The 20,865-nt window shown below is 69.2% G+C and carries 18 protein-coding genes and 2 pseudogenes; 8 read left to right on the top strand and 12 right to left on the bottom strand.

Going from position 1 to position 20,865, the window contains the following annotated elements; translation table 11 throughout:
• Nucleotides 1–22 precede the first annotated feature (22 nt).
• Genes ACWD5F_RS23125 through ACWD5F_RS23115 form a run of 3 tightly spaced genes read right to left on the bottom strand, consistent with a single transcriptional unit; the run spans nt 23 to nt 3,193 of the window.
• Nucleotides 23–883, bottom strand: coding sequence for a carbohydrate ABC transporter permease (locus ACWD5F_RS23125; RefSeq protein ID WP_451256865.1), 861 nt, complete (start codon nt 881–883; stop codon nt 23–25).
• Nucleotides 876–1,868, bottom strand: a complete 993-nt coding sequence (locus ACWD5F_RS23120; protein ID WP_401712712.1) for a carbohydrate ABC transporter permease — start codon at nt 1,866–1,868, stop codon at nt 876–878. The genes ACWD5F_RS23125 and ACWD5F_RS23120 overlap by 8 nt, the downstream gene beginning before the upstream one ends.
• A gap of 8 nt (nt 1,869–1,876) precedes the next feature.
• Nucleotides 1,877–3,193 carry an ABC transporter substrate-binding protein gene (locus ACWD5F_RS23115; RefSeq protein ID WP_401712715.1) on the bottom strand — a complete coding sequence of 439 codons (1,317 nt, stop codon included), beginning with the start codon at nt 3,191–3,193 and terminating at the stop codon, nt 1,877–1,879.
• A gap of 211 nt (nt 3,194–3,404) precedes the next feature.
• Between ACWD5F_RS23115 and ACWD5F_RS23110 the strand changes: the two genes are divergently transcribed.
• Entirely contained in the window at nt 3,405–5,195 is a 1,791-nt protein-coding gene (locus tag ACWD5F_RS23110) for a coagulation factor 5/8 type domain-containing protein (protein ID WP_451256863.1), read from the top strand.
• A gap of 150 nt (nt 5,196–5,345) precedes the next feature.
• Here the strand turns inward: ACWD5F_RS23110 and ACWD5F_RS23105 are convergent.
• Nucleotides 5,346–5,495: pseudogene (locus ACWD5F_RS23105) on the bottom strand (hypothetical protein); the annotation flags it as partial.
• 96 nt (nt 5,496–5,591) lie between these two features.
• Here ACWD5F_RS23105 and ACWD5F_RS23100 point away from each other — a divergent pair.
• A complete protein-coding gene (locus ACWD5F_RS23100) occupies nt 5,592–6,032 on the top strand; it encodes a hypothetical protein (RefSeq protein WP_451256861.1) in 441 nt (146 codons plus the stop codon).
• Nucleotides 6,033–6,109: 77 nt separating this feature from the next.
• On the opposite strand, the pseudogene ACWD5F_RS23095 reads toward ACWD5F_RS23100, so the two are convergent.
• Nucleotides 6,110–6,214: pseudogene (locus tag ACWD5F_RS23095) on the bottom strand (IS5/IS1182 family transposase); the annotation flags it as partial.
• 305 nt (nt 6,215–6,519) lie between these two features.
• Here ACWD5F_RS23095 and ACWD5F_RS23090 point away from each other — a divergent pair.
• Together ACWD5F_RS23090 and ACWD5F_RS23085 are read left to right on the top strand one after the other, a co-directional pair.
• Nucleotides 6,520–6,921, top strand: coding sequence for a hypothetical protein (locus ACWD5F_RS23090; RefSeq protein ID WP_225890818.1), 402 nt, complete (start codon nt 6,520–6,522; stop codon nt 6,919–6,921).
• A 360-nt stretch (nt 6,922–7,281) separates the two neighbouring features.
• A complete protein-coding gene (locus tag ACWD5F_RS23085) occupies nt 7,282–8,031 on the top strand; it encodes a transposase family protein (protein WP_451256859.1) in 750 nt (249 codons plus the stop codon).
• Between the two features lie 32 nt (nt 8,032–8,063).
• Here ACWD5F_RS23085 and ACWD5F_RS23080 read toward each other — a convergent pair.
• The 3 genes from ACWD5F_RS23080 to ACWD5F_RS23070 all read right to left on the bottom strand — a co-directional run bounded on the left by ACWD5F_RS23080 (nt 8,064) and on the right by ACWD5F_RS23070 (nt 12,238).
• Nucleotides 8,064–8,995 (bottom strand): IS5 family transposase gene (locus ACWD5F_RS23080; RefSeq protein WP_451257553.1). Its coding sequence is split into 2 segments (ribosomal slippage): nt 8,064–8,660 and nt 8,663–8,995, totalling 930 coding nucleotides; the frame shifts between segments, so codons are not numbered across the junction.
• A gap of 123 nt (nt 8,996–9,118) precedes the next feature.
• Nucleotides 9,119–11,173, bottom strand: coding sequence for an elongation factor G (gene fusA, locus ACWD5F_RS23075; protein ID WP_451256857.1), 2,055 nt, complete (start codon nt 11,171–11,173; stop codon nt 9,119–9,121).
• Nucleotides 11,174–11,494: 321 nt separating this feature from the next.
• The gene (locus ACWD5F_RS23070) at nt 11,495–12,238 is read right to left on the bottom strand and encodes a dienelactone hydrolase family protein (protein ID WP_451256855.1); all 744 of its coding nucleotides are present in this window, start codon (nt 12,236–12,238) and stop codon (nt 11,495–11,497) included.
• Nucleotides 12,239–12,448: 210 nt separating this feature from the next.
• On the opposite strand from ACWD5F_RS23070, the gene ACWD5F_RS23065 reads away from it, so the two are divergent.
• Nucleotides 12,449–12,904 (top strand): tellurite resistance TerB family protein, encoded by a 456-nt coding sequence (locus ACWD5F_RS23065; RefSeq protein WP_451257551.1) that lies wholly within the window; start codon nt 12,449–12,451, stop codon nt 12,902–12,904.
• A 129-nt stretch (nt 12,905–13,033) separates the two neighbouring features.
• Nucleotides 13,034–14,149 carry an acyltransferase family protein gene (locus ACWD5F_RS23060; RefSeq protein WP_451256853.1) on the top strand — a complete coding sequence of 372 codons (1,116 nt, stop codon included), beginning with the start codon at nt 13,034–13,036 and terminating at the stop codon, nt 14,147–14,149.
• A gap of 51 nt (nt 14,150–14,200) precedes the next feature.
• On the opposite strand, the gene ACWD5F_RS23055 is transcribed toward ACWD5F_RS23060, so the two are convergent.
• Nucleotides 14,201–14,560 (bottom strand): ArsR/SmtB family transcription factor, encoded by a 360-nt coding sequence (locus ACWD5F_RS23055; RefSeq protein WP_124001850.1) that lies wholly within the window; start codon nt 14,558–14,560, stop codon nt 14,201–14,203.
• A 128-nt stretch (nt 14,561–14,688) separates the two neighbouring features.
• On the opposite strand from ACWD5F_RS23055, the gene ACWD5F_RS23050 reads away from it, so the two are divergent.
• Complete coding sequence (locus ACWD5F_RS23050; RefSeq protein ID WP_451256850.1) at nt 14,689–15,966, top strand: MFS transporter; 1,278 nt, start codon at nt 14,689–14,691, stop codon at nt 15,964–15,966.
• Here the strand turns inward: ACWD5F_RS23050 and ACWD5F_RS23045 are convergent.
• The 3 genes from ACWD5F_RS23045 to ACWD5F_RS23035 all read right to left on the bottom strand — a co-directional run bounded on the left by ACWD5F_RS23045 (nt 15,936) and on the right by ACWD5F_RS23035 (nt 19,138).
• The gene (locus ACWD5F_RS23045) at nt 15,936–16,733 is read right to left on the bottom strand and encodes an SAM-dependent methyltransferase (RefSeq protein ID WP_451256848.1); all 798 of its coding nucleotides are present in this window, start codon (nt 16,731–16,733) and stop codon (nt 15,936–15,938) included. The genes ACWD5F_RS23050 and ACWD5F_RS23045 overlap by 31 nt on opposite strands.
• Before the next feature lie 66 nt (nt 16,734–16,799).
• Entirely contained in the window at nt 16,800–17,714 is a 915-nt protein-coding gene (locus ACWD5F_RS23040; RefSeq protein ID WP_451256846.1) for a TetR family transcriptional regulator C-terminal domain-containing protein, read from the bottom strand.
• Nucleotides 17,715–17,743: 29 nt separating this feature from the next.
• Nucleotides 17,744–19,138, bottom strand: coding sequence for a flavin monoamine oxidase family protein (locus ACWD5F_RS23035; RefSeq protein ID WP_451256844.1), 1,395 nt, complete (start codon nt 19,136–19,138; stop codon nt 17,744–17,746).
• Between the two features lie 158 nt (nt 19,139–19,296).
• Here ACWD5F_RS23035 and ACWD5F_RS23030 point away from each other — a divergent pair, with 158 nt between their 5' ends.
• Nucleotides 19,297–20,835 (top strand): APC family permease, encoded by a 1,539-nt coding sequence (locus tag ACWD5F_RS23030; RefSeq protein ID WP_451256842.1) that lies wholly within the window; start codon nt 19,297–19,299, stop codon nt 20,833–20,835.
• The last annotated feature ends 30 nt before the right edge of the window (nt 20,836–20,865 follow it).

Raw genomic sequence — 20,865 nt, 5'->3', positions numbered from 1 at the left:
CTTTCGAGGTGGGGGGAGTCGCTCACTTGACGGCGCCCGCCGTCAGCCCGGCGACCAGGTAGCGCTGGAGGAGCAGGAAGCCGGCGACCACGGGCACGCTGACGACCAGCGAGGCGGCCATGATCTGGTTCCAGTACACGTCGTTGAGCGTGGAGTAGCCCTGGAGGCCGACGGCGAGGGTCCGGGTGGTGTCGTTGGTCATCACCGACGCGAACAGCACCTCGCCCCACGCGGTCATGAACGCGTAGACGGCGACCGCGACGATGCCGGGGATCGCGGCCGGCACCACGACGCGGAACAGCGCGCCGAGCGGCCCGCAGCCGTCCACCAGGGCGGCCTCGTCCAGGTCGCGCGGCACCGAGTCGAAGTACCCGATCAGCATCCAGATCGAGAACGGCAGGGAGAAGGTCAGATACGTCAGGATCAGCCCGCCGCGCGAGCCGAACAGGGCGATGCCGGTGGCGTTGCCGATGTTGACGTAGATGAGGAAGAGCGGGAGCAGGAAGAGGATGCCCGGGAACATCTGCGTGGACAGCACGGTGACCGTGAACACGCGCTTGCCGCGGAAGCTGTAGCGGCTGACGGCGTACGCCGAGAAGACCGCGATCACCACCGACAGGACGGTCGCCGCACCCGCCACGACCAGCGAGTTCATGAAGTACCGGGCGAGCGGCACGGTCGACCAGATGTCGATGTACGGGCGGATGGTCAGCCCGCTGGGCAGCCAGCGGAACGTGCCCGTGACGTCGGCCAGCGGCTTCAGCGAGCTGGAGATCATCACGTACACCGGGATCAGCACGAAGCCGGTGAGCAGCGTCAGGAAGATCCGCCGGGACCAGATGAAGGAGCGCGGCGGTGCCATCGGCGAGCTGGGGCTAGACATCGGTGGTCCTCCGTCCGCGTGAGGTGAGCACGAGGTAGACGCCCGTCACCACCAGCAGGAACAGCAGCAGGAGTACGGACATGGCGGAGCCGGTGCCGAAGTTCCAGGTGACGAACGAGGCCTGGTAGATGTGGACCGAGATGAGGTCCGCGGCCTCGGGAGCGGCCTTGCCGAACAGGACGTAGGGCGTGTTGAAGTCGTTGAACGTCCACAGGAACAGCACCAGGACGAGGACCTGGTTGACCGGGCGCAGCGACGGCAGGGTGATGCGGCGCAGTTGCTGCACCATCCCGGCGCCGTCCAGCGCGGCGGCCTCGTACAGCTCCTTGGGGATGTTCTGCAGGCCGGCCATCACGATGAGGAAGGCGAACGGCCAGCCCTTCCACACGTGCACGATCAGCAGCGCGTAGAAGCTGTTGTCACCGATCAGCCAGAACGACGGCTTGCTGGTGATGTGCAGCTGGTCGTGCAGGACGTGGTTCACCAGGCCGTTGTCGTGCTGGAACATGAACACCCAGGTGATCACGGCCGCGTAGACCGGCAGGGCGTACGGGACCAGGAACAGGGCGCGGAGAATGCCACGACCGCGGAAGTTGTCCTGCATGTAGACCGCCGCCGCCGTGCCGATCAGCCAACAGAGGCTGACCGACAGGATGGTGAAGACGACGGTGACGAAGAAGGAGTGCAGCAGGTCCTGGCCGACGGGGGCGTCGAAGTCGACCGACACCTTGTAGTTGTCGAAGCCGGACCAGGGCGCGGTCCCCCAGTCCCGGATGTAGAACTGGGTGAGCTCCTTGAAGCTCATCACGATGCCGATCACCATCGGGATGAGGTGGACCAGCAGTTCGAGGAGCAGGGCGGGCAGAAGCAGCAGATACGGCAGTGCGATGCGGCGGATCCTCCCGGGGCGGCGGCGGGGCGCTTTCTCCGCCGACCCGGGAGAGTTCTTGTGCACGGCGGCCTCTGCGGGTGCAGTGGTCGTCATTGTTTCTCTCACTTCGCCGGCATCTGCTGCTGGGCCTTCTCGAGCTTCGCCTTCACCGACGCGGTGGTCACCGCGCGGCCGGCGGCGACGTCGGCGAACAGGTCCTTGACGGCCGTGCCGACCGCGGTCTCGAACTGCGACTCGTCGGCGACCTGCGGCAGGGCCGCGGCGCTGGTGGCGAGGGTGTTCTTGAGGACCGAGTTCGACGCGGAGTTGAAGGCGGCGTCCTCCTGCGCGGCCTTGACCGGCGGGATGGAGCTGTAGGCGGTGTTGAGGATCTTCTGCTCGGCGTCGCTGGTCATGAACTTCACGAACTTGGTGGCGCCGTCGAGGTTGTCGGTGTTCTTGAAGACGGAGAGGTTGATGCCCGCCACCATCGAGTTGACCTGCGCGCCGGTGCCGGGGGTGCCGGACTGCACGGGCACCGGGGCGATGCCGTACTTGGACTCGTCCATGCCCTGCGACTTGAGGTTGGCGGCGGCGGACTGCCACAGCAGCATCGCCTGCTTGCCCTTGGCGAAGTCGCTCACCGACTGGTTCTGCGCGTACTCGGCGTCACCGGTCGGGATGACCTTGTCCTTGGCCATCAGGTCGACGTACTGCTTGACGCCCGCGACCACCTTGTCGTTGGTGAAGTCGGCCTTGCCGTCCGGAGTGAAGAACTCGCCGCCGTTCTGCTTGGCGAAGACGAAGACGTGGTGGATGTTCTCCGAGACGTTCGCGCCCTCGGCGCCGAGCGCCGACTTGCCCTTGGCCTGGATCTTCTTGCCGTCGGCGACCAGCTCGGCCCAGGTGGCCGGGGGCTTGGTGATGCCGGCGTCGGCGAAGATCTCCTTGTTGTAGTAGAGGGCGTAGGCCATCGAGTACAGCGGGACCGCGGCCGGGTCCTTGCCCTCGGCGCCGGTCGAGCCGAGCGCCGAGTCGACGAAGCGGTCCTTGCCGCCGATCTTGGCGAAGTTCTTCGCGTCCCACGGCAGCAGGGCGCCGGTGGCCTGGAGCGAGGCGCTCCAGGTGTTGCCGATGTTCAGGACGTCGGGGCCCTGGCCCGAGGTGGTCGCGGTCAGGATGCGGTTGAGCAGGTCCGACCAGGGGACGACCTCCAGCTTGACCTTGATGCCGGTCTGCTTCTGGAACTTGTCGAGCTCCGGCTGGAGGACCTTCTTGTCGATGGCGATGCTCGCGCCCTGGTTGGAGGCCCAGTACGTGAGGGTCTTCGGCGAGTCGTTGGACCCGCCGTCCGTCGACGAACCGCCTCCGCAGGCCGTGGCGGCGAGGGCGAGTGACATGGTGACGGCGCCTACGGCCGCGGCTCGGATGCTGCGCATGGCTCCCGGTGTCCCTTCAGGGATTACAGTCATGACTTAATTTAGGACGTGAGTTAAACCTCAAGAGATGCCCTCGTCAAGGGGTACGGCAACCATCGTGGAACTCCGGTCGCGCCTCTTGACGCATCCGTTCAGACAGTTGAAGCATTCAAGGACAAGAGAGCGCTCCCAAACCCCACCGTGTTCACTTTCTGAACAGGAGAGCCGCCCCATGTCTTTGCCTGCCCTACCTCGCAGAACCGTCCTCGGTGCCGCGGCCGCCGCGGCCGCTCCGGCGGTGCTCGGTCTGTCCGCCCGCGCGGAAGCCGCCCCCACGTCCCGCTCCTCCGCCGCCCTCGGTCCGGCAGCCCTCCCCGGCGGCGGCGACCTCGGCGCCAACGTGATCGTCTTCGACCCGTCGATGTCGTCCGCGAGCATCCAGACCCGGTTGGACCAGATCTTCCAGCAGCAGGAGACGGCGCAGTTCGGCACCGGCCGCTACCAGCTGCTCTTCAAGCCCGGCACCTACAGCGGGCTCAACGCCCAACTCGGCTTCTACACCTCGATCTCGGGCCTCGGCCTGTCCCCCGACAACACCACCATCAACGGCGACATCACGGTCGACGCCGGCTGGTTCAGCGGCAACGCCACGCAGAACTTCTGGCGTTCGGCGGAGAACCTCGCGCTGGTCCCCGTGAGCGGCACGAACAGGTGGGCCGTGGCTCAGGCGGCCCCCTTCCGTCGTATGCACGTGCGCGGCAGCCTCAACCTCTCGCCCAACGGCTACGGTTGGGCCTCCGGCGGGTACATCGCCGACAGCCGGATCGACGGCCAGGTCCAGCCGTACTCGCAGCAGCAGTGGTACACGCGGGACAGCGTGATCGGCAGCTGGCTCAACGGCGTCTGGAACATGGTGTTCTCGGGCGTGCAGGGTGCGCCTCCGCAGGGTTTCCCGAACCCGGTGTACACCACCCTCGGCACGACGCCGATCTCCCGCGAGAAGCCCTTCCTGTACCTGAACGGCACCGAGTACCGGATCTTCCTCCCGGAGAAGCGCACCAACGCGAGCGGGGTGACCTGGGGCAACGGCACACCGCGGGGCACCTCGCTGTCCCTGTCGCAGTTCTACGTCGCCAAGCCGGGCGTCACCGCGGCCACCCTCAACGAGGCGCTCACGCAGGGACTTCACCTCCTGCTGACGCCGGGCATCTACCACCTGAATGCGCCGATCCAGGTGAACCGCGCCAACACCGTTGTCCTGGGCCTGGGTTACGCGACTCTGGTCCCGGACAACGGAGTCACGGCCATGAAGGTCGCCGACGTCGACGGCGTGCGGCTCGCGGGCTTCCTGATCGACGCGGGCACGGTCAACTCGACCACCCTGCTGGAGGTCGGCCCCGCGGGTACGACGACGGACCACTCCGCCAACCCCACCACCGTCCAGGACGTGTTCGTCCGCATCGGCGGCGCGGGCGCGGGCAAGGCGACCACCAGCATGGTCATCAACAACCGCCACACCATCGTCGACCACACCTGGCTGTGGCGCGCCGACCACGGCTCGGGCGTCGGCTGGGACACCAACCGGGCGGACTACGGCCTGGTGGTCAACGGCGCGGACGTCCTCGCGACCGGTCTGTTCGTGGAGCACTTCAACAAGTACGACGTGCAGTGGAACGGCGAGCGCGGCCGCACGATCTTCTTCCAGAACGAGAAGGCGTACGACGCGCCCAACCAGGCCGCGATCCAGAACGGTTCGATCAAGGGGTACGCCGCCTACAAGGTCGGCGACAACGTGACCGTGCACGAGGGCTGGGGTCTGGGCAGCTACTGCTACTACAACGTCAACCCGGCGATCGTGCAGCACAACGGCTTCGCGGCGCCTGTCCGGTCGGGGGTGAAGTTCCACGACCTGCTCGTGGTCTCGCTCGGCGGCCAGGGCCAGTACGAGCGCGTCATCAACGAGACCGGTTCGCCGACCTCGGGCACGTCGACCATCCCGTCCACGGTGGTGTCGTACCCGTGAACCGGGGGCGGCCCCGCGCCCGTTGGGGAGCGGGGCCGCCGCACCGGTCGGTCGCAGGTCGTACCGGTCGGCCGCAGAGCCGACGAGTCACCGAACCACCGGGTTCCGACTCACCGGATCCCCGGCTCATCAGATCCCCGGCTCATCGGGTCACCGCGCCGTCGTTCCGGCGGGCGCCGGCGCGTACCCGGTGGGCCGGGTCGTGAACGTGCCGCGGCCCTGGCTCCGGCTGCGCAACCTCGTTGCGTAGCCGAAGAGTTCGGCCAGCGGCACGGTGGCCGTCACGACCACCGAACCGCCGGCGCCCCGGGCCACCTAGGACCTGTCCTGGCGATCATCTGGTAAGACGCCTCGGTGATACTTTGACCGGAATTGTGGGAAGGGGCGGGCGAATCCGTGGACAGTGACCTGCGGCGTGCGGTGGTCGTGACGCTTGGCGAACTCGGGCGGAGCGATGACTGGCGTGACCGGGCGGATGCCGGTCACAGCCTGGCAGGGTTCGCCGAGATGCCAGAGGCCGTAGAGCTACTGCTGGGCCTTGTGCTCGACCGTGGTGACACCTTCGTCACCCGGCGGACCGCGGAGGGCTTGCTTCGGCGAAAGGACAGGGTCGGACTGACGATAGTCGCGTCCGCACTGGCAGTCGCCAACGACAACCATGCCGATTACATCCACACCGCGATCGTCGATGTCTTCAGCATCTTCTCGGACGATCTGGACGAGGCGCTACGGATCTGCGACGAGATGTCGGGCGACACCGGCGATCGTGTCGCCCAGGGGGCCCGTCGGCTGCACGAGAGCCTGGCAGAGATTGATCCTGTTCTCCGCCCCGCATAGCGGCGGTTCGATCGCTGTTGTGAGGTGCAGACCCTCGACTACGGCAGCGCGGAACCTTACCGGATCAGTGAGCTTCTTCAGCGTTGCAGCTCCAGGGTGAGGACGGCCTTGGCGATTGACGTCATGCGGTTGGGGCTGCAGCGGGACCTGCGGAAGATCCGCCAGGACTTCAGGCGGGCGACCTGGAGGACGATGAGACTGCCGCTGGCGCGAGGAGATCCGGCCGGGTCAAAGTTCAGAGCAGCTTCTCGCCGATCCTGCCGTTCGGGTACAGGGCAGCGGCACGTGCAGCCAGTTGATCAGCCCTTAAGTGACCCAGGCCAGGCGGCCTGGCGGGACCATGGCGCGCGCCAGCAGCTGATCGTGACCCTGACATCTGTCAGGGTCGCAACGTCCCGGGTCCGCCCTACAGTTCGAGGCGCCGGCTGGGCGTCCCCTGCACCGCTACGGCGGCTGAAGCGGGGGACCAGTGAGAAAAGGACAGTGGATGACCAGGACCAGGAAGTATCTCTCCCTCTGGATGGCAGCCCTCGCCCTGACGGCGGGCGGTGTGATCGCCGCCCCTTCGGCCAGTGCCGCTGCCAGCGCCGAGTGCGGAGTTCGGGCGAGCGACGGCCGACTGTGGTGCGGGAACGGAGCCCCCGCCATTCTGCGCTCGGGCGCCTATCACGAAGCGAACATAACGGGGCAGCTCTATTCCACCTTCAGCTGGTTCGACTGCTGGACCTATGGTGGACTGCACGGCGGCGGCAACACCACCTGGTACCACACCAAGGGTGACTGGACCGCTCCTGGCTACGACGGGTGGGGCTACGTCCCGGCGGACTGGGTCAACACACCGTCCTCGTTCGACGCCGATCCGAGCGCGCGCGGTCTGCGGCACTGCTGAGAGCAGCACTGCCGAGCTCGCCGGACCACCTCCTTGATGTCGTCGGTCTCGTCCACGAGACCGGCGGCATCGTCGTCGTGGCGCCCCATGTCGGCGACCCATTCCCTCCCGTTAACGGTGCCTGACGGATCAGTTCCGGGTCACTCGGGGATGATCTGTCCATGGGGTATGAGGCGAAGCGCCCTTTGGGTGCAGAGCAAGATCTAGTCAAAGGTGGTAGCACCCTGCCCGAGGCTACAACCACTGAGCTTCTTCGATGTGGCCACCGATCGGGTGACGGCCCGTGCAGCGCAACGAGCGAGGCCCCCGGGCTGTTGATCGAGATGTCTGACGTCTCAATCACGTTGCTCGGGAGCCTCGGTGGTCGTCCATCCTGCTGCACTTGACCTGCCGCATGCACTCGTGGAGTGGGTCACCATGTTGATCGTCACCCGTGAGGGCGACCGGCGCTGCAAGCTCCGTCCGTCCCAGCGAGCGATGGTGGCACTGGTGTACCTGCGCGAGCACATCACTCTGGCGAAGATCGCTGCCGGGTTCGGGATCAGCGAGTCCACCGTGCATGCCTACACCAGTGCAGTCGTCGACCTCCTTGCCGCCCGTGCACCGGGTCTGCTGAAGACGCTGCGCGAGCATGATCCCGACTTCGTCCTGCTCGACGGCACTCTCGCCGAGTGCGACCGGGTCGGCGACGGCCGGGCCGACTACTCCCACAAACACCGGCGCCACGGCGTGAACGTGCAGGTCGTCACCGATCCCGGCGGCCGGCTGTTGTGGCTCTCGCCCGCCCTGCCGGGCCGCACCCACGACCTGACCGCGGCCCGCACCCACCGGATCATCCGGATCTGCGAGCGCCAGGGCGTTCCCATCCTGGCCGATCTCGCCTACCAGGGCGCCGGCCCGTGGCTGACCACCGGCATCAAACGCAGGCCCCTGAAGAAACTGACTCCCACCGAGAAGACTCGCAACCGTGCCCTGGCCGCAGCGCGCGCACCCGTCGAACACGGAGTCGCCCGCCTGAAGTCCTGGCGGATCTTCCGCAGGTCCCGCTGCAGCCCCAACCGCATGACGTCAATCGCCAAGGCCGTCCTCACCCTGGAGCTGCAACGCTGAAGAAGCTCACTGATACGGAGCATTCCCGTTGATCATGTGCGGAGCCAGATCGTGAGAGCTGCCGCAGTGGCGGTGCCGAGGTAGACGTAATGGCGCTTGTCGTAGCGGGTGGCTACCGCCCGATGCTGCTTCAACCGGTTGATAGCCCGTTCGACGGTGTCTCGTTTCTTGTACCGCTTCTCATCGAAGCCAGGTGGCCTCCCGCCGTGTGAGCCTTTGCGCAGGCGGGCGGCCTGGCTGTCGGTCTTCTCCGGGATCGTGTGCCGGATACCCCGGTGTCGCAGGTACTCGCGGCAAGGTCCGTTGCTGTATGCCTTGTCGGCAGCGACGCTGTCCGGCTTCTTGCGGGGCCTGCCCGGACCGAACCTCGGGACGCGGATCTTCTCCAGCACCGGTTTGAACTGCGTGCAGTCCGCCCGCTGACCGGGTGTGACGATCAAGGAAAGTGGGCGGCAACGGCCGTCCGCGCTCAGGTGGATTTTTGTAGTGAAGCCGCCGCGCGAGCGGCCAAGGCCCTCACCTCCCGCACCACCTCCACCAGGCGGGCGTGCAGGCTTTGCCACGGCGTTTCGTCCTGGTGTTCTGGGACTTCCGCCCCCTGGGAGGCGAGGGCCGGCGGTGGGTCGACGCGGGCGCCTGCCGCGTGCTGATGCGCCCGCACGATGGTGGAGTCGACCGATACGTCCCAGTCGATCTCACCCGCCGCATCCGCCGCGGCCTGGACCTGCTGGAGCAGACGCTCCCATGTCCCGTCGGCCGACCACAGCCGGTGCCGTTCGTAGACCGTCTTCCACGGCCCAAACCGTTCCGTAAGGTCACGCCACTGCACCCCGGTCCGAACCCTATGCAGAATCCCGTCGATCACCTGCCGGTGATCCCGCCACCTGCCACAACGCCCGTTACTAACCGGCAGGAACGGCCGCAGCCGCTCCCACTCGGCATCACTCAGATCACCCCGCCCCATGTCCACAGCAACGACCCGGACATGAAGCGGTCACATGATCGGCCGGACGAGTCCTAGCCGCCAGTGCCCCGAGGCCACCAAGCCGCCGGTGCCCCACTACCACCAGACCCCGACCCCGCCGAATCACCCCGCCGACATCCCCGCGGGCGCCGGCGCGTACCCGGTGGGCCGGGTCGTGAACGTGCCGCGGCCCTGGCTTCGGCTGCGCAACCTCGTTGCGTAGCCGAAGAGTTCGGCCAGCGGGACGGTCGCCGTCACGATCGCCGAGCCGCCTCGCGTGGTCGAGGCCGAGACGCGGCCGCGGCGGGCGGCGAGGTCGCCGAGGACTCCGCCGACGGCCTCTTCGGGCACGGTGACCGTGACCTCGACGACCGGCTCCAGGAGGACCATCGCGCAGGCGCGCAGGGCCTCCCGCAGTCCGAGCCGGCCCGCCGTGCGGAAGGCGGTGTCGGAGGAGTCCTTCACATGGGTCGACCCGTCGGTGAGCGTGACGCGCAGCCCGGTCACCGGGTGCCCGCCCAGCGGCCCTTCGGCCAGGGCGTCCCGGCAGCCGGCCTCGACCGCGCGGACGTACTCCTGCGGGACCCGCCCGCCGACCACCGCCGAGCGGAACTCGAAGCCGCTGTCCGCCGGTTCGACATCGAGGACGACATGGGCGAACTGCCCTGCCCCGCCGTCCTGTTTGACGTGCCGGAAGACAAGACCGGACACCCCGCGCCCGACCGTCTCGCGGTAACTCACCCTCGGGCGGCCGACGTTGACCTCCACGGCGTGGACGCGCCGCAGCTGTTCCGTCGCCACCTCCAGATGCAGTTCACCCATGCCCGACAGCACCGTCTCGCCGGTCTCGGGATCCGTCCGCACGACCAGCGAGGGGTCCTCCTCGACCAGTCGCGCGAGCGCCGAGGCCAGTCGGCCGGTCTCGATCGACCTGCGGGCCTCGACCGCCACGGAGACCACGGGTTCGGCGACACCGGGCGGTTCAAGGACCAGCGGGGCGCCGGGCGCGCACAGCGTCGCACCCGCCCGGGCGGACTTCAGCCCGGCCACGGCGACGATGTCCCCGGCGACCGCGCGGTCGACCTGGGCGTGCCGGTCGGCCCGGACGCGCAGGATCCGCCCGACGCGCTCGGTACGGTGTGCGACCGCGTCCCACACGGTGTCTCCCTTCTCGATCGTTCCCGAGTACACCCGCAGATACGTCAGCCGTCCCGTCGGGGTGGCGTTCACCTTGAACGCCAGTGCCGCAAAGGGCGCCGCCGGGTCGGCCGGCCTGACCTCCTCCACACCCTCCGCCGTGCCGTCGCCGGTGCCCCGTACGGCGGGCACGTCGAGCGGTGACGGCAGGTACGACACGACGGCGTCGAGCAGCGGCTCGATCCCGCGGTTGCGGTAGGCCGAGCCGCACAGGACGACCAGTCCGTCCCCGCTGCGGGTGAGGTCCCGCAGGGCGGCGGCCAGCGTCTCGGCGGACAGCCTCCCGTCGGCGCAGAACTCCTCCAGCGCCGCCGGATGGAGCTCGGCGACTGCCTCCTCCAGCAGCCGTCGACGCCGGTGCGCCTCGTCGTACAACTCCTCGGGCACTGCCACGAGTTCGGCCGTCTCGGTGCCGTCCGCCCACACCAGTGCGCGCATGCGCAGCAGGTCGACGACGCCGGTGAAACCGCCCTCGACGCCGATGGGCAACTGCACGACCAGCGGCGCCGGATGCAGTCGTTCCCGGATCGAGTCGACGGCGCTGTCGAGATCCGCGCCCGCACGGTCCAGCTTGTTGACGAACGCGATCCTGGGCACGCCGTGCCGATCCGCCTGCCGCCACACGGACTCGCTCTGCGGTTCCACGCCCGCGACGGCATCGAACACCGCGACCGCGCCGTCGAGCACCCGGAGCGCGCGCTCCACCTCGTCGGCGAAGTCCACGTGCCCTGGAGTGTCGATCAGGTTGATCCGGTGACCTTCCCAGGTGCAACTCACCGCCGCCGCGAAGATGGTGATCCCGCGGTCGCGCTCCTGCGGGTCGAAGTCGGTGACGGTGGTGCCGTCGTGGACCTCACCGCGCCGGTGCGTGGTGCCGGTGGCGAACAGGATCCGCTCGGTGACGGTGGTCTTGCCGGCGTCGACGTGGGCGAGGATGCCGAAGTTGCGGACAAGGGTCAGGGGGTTGAGGTGAGTGCGCACGGCCCATGGGCCTTTCTGGTGATCTCGCGATCGGAAAAGGGCAGCGCGATTCCCGGACGGAACGCCACGGCGACGGACGCCATGAAGGCTCGTCGGTGGACGGGAGAAACGTGTCAGACGTTCGTCACGGGCATCCGGTGCCGGCCGCGCAGCGGGCACCGGGCGGACGGAGACACCAGGATCACCTGGTACCGGGAACGGGGAACGACGACAGCGGCGCGGTGACGCACGGCCTGGCTCCCCTCGACTGGTCCGACGTGACCCGCCGAGTGTAGGGAGATCAACGCCTGCCGGTCACCGGGTTTTTCGAGCCCCGGGACCTCAGCGGTACTTGGCGAAGAACACCTTGACCTCGTCCCACACGGAAGGCTGCTGATTCAGCAGGTCGTTGCCGTGCGCGGCGCCGTCCACCAACTCCAGCTTCTTCCCAGGGGACTTCTTCGCCAGCTTCGCCAACTCCTTCGCGTCGGCGGCGAATTCACCGTCTCCGTTCGCCGCGATGAAATACACCGGCATGGTCAACTTCGGTACGGCGGCGGTCGCGTCCATGTTCTGGTGCAGCCCGGGACCGGACACCGACACCACCGCCGAGACCGCCGGCCGCACCTCCGCCGCGGCGACCAGCGAGGCCGTGCCGCCCTTGGACGCGCCCATCAGGACGATCTTCCCGGCCCCTTCGCCGCGCAGCCGCTCGGCGGCCCCCTGGATCTCCTCCACCTCGGAGCCGTTGCTGTCGACGGCGATCACGCGGTAGCCGTCGGACGCGAGTTCCTCGGCGCCGACGACCCAGGAGCAGATGTTGTTGTCGGACTGGTGGGACAGGACGACTCCGGTGGTGCCGGTGCCCGTCTCGTAGCCGTCGACATCGGCCCCCTCGCTGTCCTTGAAGGTGATCGACTTCTTGAGCTGCTTGCCCGACAGACAGCCGAAGTCGTTGGCCGTGGCCTCGGCCTCCGGTGTCGTGGACGGACCCCCCTTGCCTCCGTCACCGTCGCCGCCGCACGCGACGAGCGCCAGCATCCCCGTACTCACCAGCGCCACGGCAGCCCGCATCGCAGAGTTCACGCGTCCTCCCCCGTCGAGAATCTGCCGCAAGCTAACGGCCGGGCCATCTCCCGTCAATGCGTCGCACAAGGCACCGGTCAATGCGTCGCGCAGGGCCCGCACGACCGCCGTGAACATCGGTGGAACGCTGGGAACTTATCCACCGGTCCGGCAGTTTCCACGATGCTGTAGATGTCCGACAGTTATCCGACCCGAATACCAGGAGTGCGCATGGCCCTGTGGGACCGCATCAAGGAATCCGCATCGACGATGCAGACCCAGCTGGTGTCGAAGAAGAACGACCTCAAGAGCGGTGCGTTCCGGGACGCCAGCATGGCGATGTGCGCGCTCGTCGCGGCGGCGGACGGCACCATCGACCCGGCCGAGCGCCAGCGCGTGGCCCAGCTCATCTCCACCAACGAGGTCCTGCAGAACTTCCCCGCGGACGACCTGCGCCGCCGCTTCGAGGAGAACCTGAACAAGCTGACGGCCGACTTCGCCTTCGGGAAGGTCAGCGTGTTGCAGGAGATCGCCAAGGCCAAGAAGAAGCCGGCCGAGGCCCGCGCCGTCATCCAGATCGGCATCGTCATCGGAGGCGCCGACGGCGACTTCGACAAGACGGAACAGGCCGTCGTACGGGAGGCGTGCTTCGCGCTCGACCTGCCGCCGCACGAGTTCGACCTCTGAGCGTCCCGCCCTGACGGGCGGCTGTGCCGCTGACCCGGCCCGGATTTTCCCGGGCCGGGTTTACGTCGCGCAGAACCGGTGAGGCGCGTGGGATGTGTCATCCCCTCCACACCGTTTGCAGGTGATGTGGTGAGCCAGACCACACGCACCGAGCCCGCCCCTGTCCCCACCCCTGCGTCTGCCCCCACGCGGACCAGGCCCGAAACCGGCACCGAGCAGCCGCGCACTGCCACTCCCCGCCCCCCGAAGGCCCGCGACTCCTACTTCGACAACGCCAAGTACCTGGCGATCCTGCTGGTCGCGATGGGCCACGCGTGGGAGCCGCTGCGGGACGGCAGCCGCACCGTCACCGCGGTCTACACGTTCGTCTACGCCTTCCACATGCCGGCGTTCATCGTGATCTCGGGCTACTTCTCGCGCTCCTTCGACGCGAGCCCGCAGCGGATCCGGCGCCTGGTGACGGGCGTCGCCGTCCCCTACATCCTCTTCGAGACGGCGTACACCCTGTTCACCCGGTGGACCGACAACGAGCCGGACCGCGCGATCAGCCTGCTGGACCCGCTGTATCTGACCTGGTTCCTCGCCGCCCTGTTCGTCTGGCGGCTGACCACCCCGATCTGGCGGCAGCTGCGGTGGCCGCTGCCGATCGCGCTGGTCATCGCGATGCTGGCGACCATGTCACCGTCCATCGGCGAGGACCTCGACATGCAGCGCCTGCTGCAGTTCCTGCCGTACTTCGTGCTCGGCCTGTGCCTGCGGCCCGAGCACTTCCGGCTGCTGCGCCAGTGGAAGGTGCGCCTGCTCGCCGTACCGGTGGCTCTGTGCGGGCTCGCCGTGGCGTACTGGACGGCGCCCCGGATGACCGGCGCGTGGTTCTTCCACCGGGACAGCGCCGAGCAGTTGGGGTCGCCCAGCTGGACTGGGCCGCTGATGACGCTGGCCATCTTCGGCTGCTCGACCGTGCTGGTCGCCTGCTTCCTGTCCTGGGTGCCGGGCCGCCGGACGTGGTTCACCGTGCTGGGCGCGGGCACGCTGTACGGCTATCTGCTGCACGGTTTCATCGCCCAGGGCTCGAAGCCCTGGGGCTGGTACTCCCCCGACTGGATCTACCGGCCGGTCGGCGAGATCGTCGTCACCCTCTTCGCCGCGGTGACCGTGACCCTGCTGTGCACACCGCCGGTCCGACGGATCTTCCGCTTCGCCATGGAGCCGAGGATGGAGTGGGCGTTCAAGTCACGCTCGTGACCTGAACGGCGATCGCCCCGACCGGCGACCGCCCTGATCGCCCGAGTCGCCTCAGTCGTGCGGTGCCTTGCCGGTGACCCGGTGGTCCGCATGGCTGAGCGCCTCCATGACCAGCCGGCGCAGATGCCCGTCGCGCAGGCTGTAGTGGACGTGCCGTCCTTCGCGCCGCGTCTCCACCAGACCCGCGAGCCGCAGCTTGGCCAGGTGCTGGCTGACCGCGGTCCGGGACGCCTCGCAGCGCTCGGCCAGCGAGCCGACGTCCGACTCGCCCTGCGCGAGCAGCCACAGCAGATGCAGCCGGGTCGCGTCGGAGAGCAGCGCGAAGACCTCGGTCGCCTCGGCCAGCCGCGCGCCGTCCGGGGCCCGCAGATGCGTATCGGCCGCAGGTGGCACGGGCTCGCGTGAGGGCATGGGGTCAGCCTAGGGCCAGGGCGGTACGAAGCCCGCATCAAAAACCTGATCGTCATGTGCGCAGATGCGCACATGACGACTATGCTGACGGCGTCGACCCGACCGCCCCGCCCCAGGGAGCCGTCCGCATGCTCGCCGTCCTGCGCAACCGCACCTATCGCCGGCTCTTCACCGCCCAGGTCGTCGCCCTGGTCGGCACCGGTCTGGCCACCGTGGCGCTCGGTCTGCTGGCTTACGACATCGCGGGCGCCGACGCCGGTTCGGTGCTCGGCACCGCGCTCGCGATCAAGATGGTGGCGTACGTGGCGATCGCGCCGCTCGTCGGTGCCGTGGCCGACCGTGTGCCGCGCCGGACGCTGATGGTGAGCTCCGACCTCATAAGGGCCGGCGTCGCTTCCGCGCTCCCCTTCGTCGACCAGGTCTGGCAGGTCTACGTCCTGGTCTTCCTGCTCCAGTCCGCGTCGGCCGCGTTCACCCCGACGTTCCAGGCCGTGATCCCGGACGTGCTGCCGGCGGAGCGCGACTACACACGGGCCCTGTCCATGTCCCGGCTGGCGTACGACCTGGAGAGCCTGTTCTCGCCCGCGCTGGCCGCCGCGCTGCTGTCCGTGATCACGTACAACTGGCTCTTCACCGGCACGGTGTTGGGCTTTCTCGCCTCGGCCGCGCTGGTGCTCTCGACACCGCTGCCGAGGCCGTCCTGGACGCGGCCGGCGGGCGGCGCGTACGCCAAGGCGACGGCGGGCACCCGTCTCTTCCTCGCCGTCCCGCAACTGCGCGCCCTGCTCGCGCTGAACCTCGCGGTGGCCTGCGCGAGCGCGATGGTGACCGTCAACTCCGTCGTCTACGTACGCGACTTCCTCGGGCTGTCGGCCGGTGCCGTGGCGCTGGCGCTCGGCGCGTACGGCGCGGGTTCGATGGCCGTCGCGCTGGCGCTGCCGCGTGTGCTGGACCGGGTGACGGACCGGACGGTGATGCTGCGCGGGGCGCTGCTGCTCGGTGTCGTCTTCGCCGGGCTCGGCGCCCTCACGGCCGCGCGGTACGGGAGTTGGCGCGCACCCGCGCTGCTGGTCCTGTGGGCCGCGTTCGGCGCGGGCTGCTCGACGATCCTCACGCCGACCGCCCGGCTGATCCGCCGCTCGACCCCGGCGCGGGAACGGACGGCGGCGTTCGCCGCGCAGTTCTCGCTGTCGCACGGCTGCTGGTTGCTGACGTATCCGCTGGCGGGCCTGCTGGGCGCGGGAGTTGGGCTACAGGGAGCCGTATTCGCCCTGGGCGCCCTCACCTTGGCCGCTTCCCTGCTCGCCGTCCACCTGTGGCGGGTGCCGCGGCCGACGGCCGCGGTCGTGCCGACCGGCCCCGCCCATGGGCGAGTTCAGTCCCGCTTGCGCGCCACGCCCCCGTAGAAGCCGATCTCCTCGGAGCGCGCCGGCGGCGGGGCGTCCGGGCGCCAGAAGGGCACCTGGGCAAGGCCCGGATCGACCAGGTCGAAGCCGTCGAAGAACCGCTCGACCTCGGCGCGGGAGCGCAGGTTCAGGCTGGCGCTGGCGTTCTTGTAGACGGCCTGCGCCTCGCGGCGGTCGGCGAAGTCGCCGGTGGCGTGCGAGAGGACCAGGTAGCTGCCGGCCGGCAGCGCGTCCCGCAGGGTGGCCACGATCTGCTCGGGCTTGTCCGCCTCGGTGAGGAAGTGGACGACGGCGACGAGGAGTACGGCCACCGGCTGATCGAAATCGATGACCTTGCGCACGTCGGGGTGGTCCACGACGGCCCGCGGGTCGCGCAGGTCGCCGAGCACGATGCTGGTCGCGCTGGTGTCGCTGAGCAGCGCGTCGCCGTGGACCTTCACGATCGGGTCGTTGTCGACGTAGGCGACGCGCACGTCCGGCGCGGTCGCCTGCGCGGTCTCGTGCACGTTCGGCGAGGTGGGCAGTCCGGTGCCGATGTCGAGGATCTGGTGGACGCCGGCCTCGACGACGTGACGGACGGCGCGGCGCATGAAGTCGCGGTTGGCCCGTACGCCGATCCGTGCCTCGGGCGCCGCGGCGGCGAGTGCGTCACCGGCCTGGCGGTCCACCTCGTAGTGGTCCTTGCCGCCCAGCAGGTAGTCGTAGATCCGCGCAGGATGCGGCCTGCTGGTGTCGATCTCCTCGGCGCGGAAGCCGTCCTTGCCCACCCTGCGCTCCCCTCTCCACCCGCCACGGCCAACGGACCCGTGATCGGTTGACGACAGCTTCGCATATCAACTTGGCCCCGCGTGACCGGAGTCGACGCTGGAAGCACTGAAGTGATCCGTCAGGTCGAGGTGCGGTTCGAAGGCCCGCAGCAGGAGCGCGCGCATGCGGTCCGGCCGCATCTCGGTCGAGCTGGCGAGGATCTGGATCGCCAGTCCGTCGACCATCGCGGTGAACCGGTCGGCGAGGGCTTCGACGTCCGCCTCCGGTGCCAGGCCTTCCGACCGGCACTCGGTCAGCACGTCCACCACGACCCGGTACCAACCCGAGTAGATCCGCCGCTGCGCGGGCCGCAGACGGGGTTCGAGCATCGCCTGGTTCCAGAACTGGATCCACACCGACCATTCGTCGATGTCGTCGTCGGCGAGTGGGAGTTGGACCTCGATCAGGCGGCGCAGCTTGTCCCGCGCGGAGGTCGCCCGGCCGAACTCCTCGTCGAGCCGGGTGCGGAACCGCTGGGCGTAGTACTCGAGCGCCGCGTGCAGCGTCGCTTCCTTGCTGGGGAAGTGGTAGTGCACCGTCGCCGTGCTGGTCCCGCAGTAGCGGGCGATGTCCGATACCCGCACGTTGTGATAGCCGCGGCGGGCGATGAGGACGGTCGCGGCCTCCAGGATCTGCTGGCGCCGCTCCTCTGCCGTCACCGCCTGCGCCCGGTCCCGTCCGGTCTCGGGCGGGAGGACGGGCTCCGGTCCGGCTCCCTCGACCAGATACGCGGTGGAGACCCCGCAGGCCTTCGCGATGGCGGCGATCTCCTCGTCGCGCAGCCGCCGGGTCCCGCGCAACGCCTTGGACAGGGCGGTCGGGTCCATGCCGATCCGGTGGGCGAGTTCGCGCTGGGAGACGGCGGCCGCGCGGATCGCCGTACGGACGCGTTCCGGCAGATCGGCGGCGGTCCCGGCCGGCCGCTCTTCGATGCTGGTCATAACCCGGTCAGTATGTCAGCCAAGGCGGTTCACCCCAGGTGCCCGACGGCCGCGAGGGCGCTGATCACCTCGGCCGCGGCACGCTCGCCCGAGGAGATCGCGCCGTCGATGTAGCCGTTCCACACCGAGGCGGTCTCGGTGCCCGCCCAGTGCACGAGCCCGGACGGTTCCCGCCAGCCGTCCCTGCCGTGCCGGGTCCAGCCGCCCGGCGTCACGAAGCACTCGTAGCCGCCGATGGTCCAGCCCGTCCGGGGCCAGATCCTCTCGATGTAGTCGACGGGCCGCCCAGCCTCGGGTCCGGCCACCGCGGACAGTGCGGCCAGCACCTCCTGGCGGCGCTCGGCGTCGGTTCCGGCGGACCAGCGGTCGAGCCGGTCGCCGTAGACGAACGCGACGAGCACACCGCGCGAGGCGTCCTCCGGGGAGTTGTCGAAGACCACGCCGACCGGGCTCTCGCCGTACAGCGTCGCGATCCCGGAGCGTCCCGCCGCGCGCCAGAAGGGTTGCTCGTACACGGCGTGCACCTTGGCGACCCGTCCCATCGGCGAGTGGCGCACCCAGCCGCGCCGCGCGGTGGGCAGCGCCGGCTGGAACGCGATCCGCTCGACCGCCGCCGGCGGCACGGCGACCACGGCTCGCCGCGCGCGGACGACGGTGTGGCCGGTGTACGCCTCCACGCCGTGCGCGGTCTGCCGCAGGGACAGCACCGGCTCGCCCAGCCTGACCCGTCCGCCCAGCGACTTCGCGAGCGCGTGGGCCACCGCGTCCGCCCCGTCGGAGAAGCGGGCGTCCTGGGCGCAGCCGCGGGTCTCCATCAGCTGTTCGTAGCCGCCGCCCGAGGCCAGGTAGAACAGCACGTGGAAGAAGGAGATCTCGCGCGGTTCGGCGCACCACACGCCCTGGATCGCGAGCGCCAGCCGCGCCAGGGCGTCCTCGTCGTCGGTCCGCGCGCGGAAGAAATCCTCGGCCGACAGGGCGTCGAACTCCGCGAACCGCGGGGTGGACCACGGCAGTTCGAGGTCGACGGTGCGGGCGAGATCGTCGAGCAGGGCCGTGACGCGTTCGTACTCCTCGATGCCCGGTCCGGCGTCCGGTGCGCCGCCCGCGTAGTCGACGCGGGTGCCGTCGGGGCGGATCTCGACGTGCCGTCCGGTCTCCCAGGTCGGGAACCTCCGGCAGCCGAAGCGGTCCGCCAGCGCGTGGAACCGTCGCTGGCTCGGCCCGATCCACTGCCCTCCGTGGTCGACGCGCACGCCCGACGGGCTCACCTCGCTGAACACACGGCCGCCCACGCGGTCGGCGGCCTCCAGCACGACGACGTCGACCCCGGCGTCGGCCAGCCGCCACGCGGTGGTGAGCCCCGCGTATCCGGCGCCCACGACCACGACCTCGGTCTCCACGGCAGAAGTTTCGAGTGGTGTCACGCCGGTTACCGTGCCGCAACATTGACTCACCAGTCAAGACACTCCACAAAATTGCGATCGAAGTCTTGACAGCACCCTCCGCCACAGCCAGCCTGACTCACCAATCAGTCATTGCGTTTTCTTGTCGATACCCGTAGACCAGTAGATCGGGAGTGGCAATGACCTCTGATTCGCAACTCCAAGTGCGAGAGGCCCCGACGGACAAGGGCCTGCGCTCCGGCGCGCTCTCCATGGCCACCAGCCTGATCCTCGCCGTGGCCTCCGCGGCGCCCGCCTACAGCCTCACCGCGACCCTGGCCTTCGTCGTCGGATACGTCGGCTTCCAGGCCCCGGCCGTGGTGGTCCTCGCCTTCGTCCCGATCCTGTTCGTCTCCTTCGGCTACGCCGCGCTCAACCGCCGCGATCCGGACTGCGGCACGATCTTCACCTGGGCCACCCGCTCCCTGAACCCGAGCCTCGGCTTCCTCGGCGGCTGGGCGATCATCGCGTCCTTCGTCCTCGTGATCGGCAGCCTCGCGCAGGTCGCCGGGCAGTACGTGTTCCTGCTGTTCGGCGCGGAGAACATCGGTTCCGATCCGGCGAACTGGCGTGTGCTGTTGGCCGGTCTGGGCTGGCTCGCGCTGATGACCCTCGTCTGCTACCGAGGCATCGAGATCGCGGCAGCGGTCCAACGCGCCCTGCTCTTCCTCGAGTTCGGCATGCTGGTGGCCCTGTCCGTCGTCGCACTCGTCAAGGTGTACGCGGGCAGCGCGCCGACCGGGACCCGGCGACCGAGCCTGTCCTGGCTCAACCCCTTCGAGGGCGCCTCACTGAGCGCGTTCGTCAGCGCGCTGGTGCTGATGCTGTTCATCTACTGGGGCTGGGAGACGGCACTCACCGTCAACGAGGAGACCACCGACCGGCATCGCGTCCCCGGCCGCGCCGCGACCTGGTCCACGGTGCTCCTGGTGGCGCTGTACCTCCTCGCCACGTTCGCCGCGATCTCCTTCGCCGGCATCGGCGACTCCGGGATCGGCCTGAACAACCCCGACAACTCCGGGGACGTCCTCTACGGCTTCGGCACCGCGGTGTTCGGATCGAGCGGATTCGGCTCGGTGCTGTGGCACCTGCTGATCCTCATGGTCCTCACCTCGGCCGCCGCCTCGACGGAGACGACCGTACTGACCCTGAGCCGCACGATGCTGTCGATGGGCGACCAGGGCGCGCTCCCCCGCGCGCTGGCCAAGGTGCACCCGCGCTTCCGCATCCCGCACGTGGGCACGATCGCCGTCGGGGTCATCGGCGCGGTCGTGTACGTGGCGTTGAACTTCCTCGGCCACGGTCTCGTCCTCGGCGACGCGGTGTCCGCCTGCGGAGTGCTGATCGCGTTCTACTACGGCCTCACCGGGCTCACCTCCGCCTGGGTGCACCGCGCCGGGCCGCGCGCCAAGGCGTCGGAACTCTGGCTGACCGTAGTCCTGCCCGCGATCGGCGGGGTCGTCCTGCTCGCCGCGGGCGCATGGAGTCTGGTGCAGGCGTGGGATCCGATCAACAGCGGTACGAGTTGGACCCTCCCGTTCTCCTCGGGATCCCGCGTCGGCGGCGCGTTCGTGATCGGCATCGGGACGGTCGTGCTGGGTCTGCTCGCGCTACTGGTCTGCCGGCGCCTGTATCCCGCGTTCTTCGAACGTCGGCCGACCGCCGCGGCGCAGAGCTGAGTCCGGGCCGGGCCTGCTGCCGCCCGGTCG

It is taken from the genome of Streptomyces sp. NPDC002499 (genome assembly GCF_053595415.1).
Note: the sequence above shows the minus strand (reverse complement) of the source record. Positions and strands in the feature narration are given on the sequence as shown.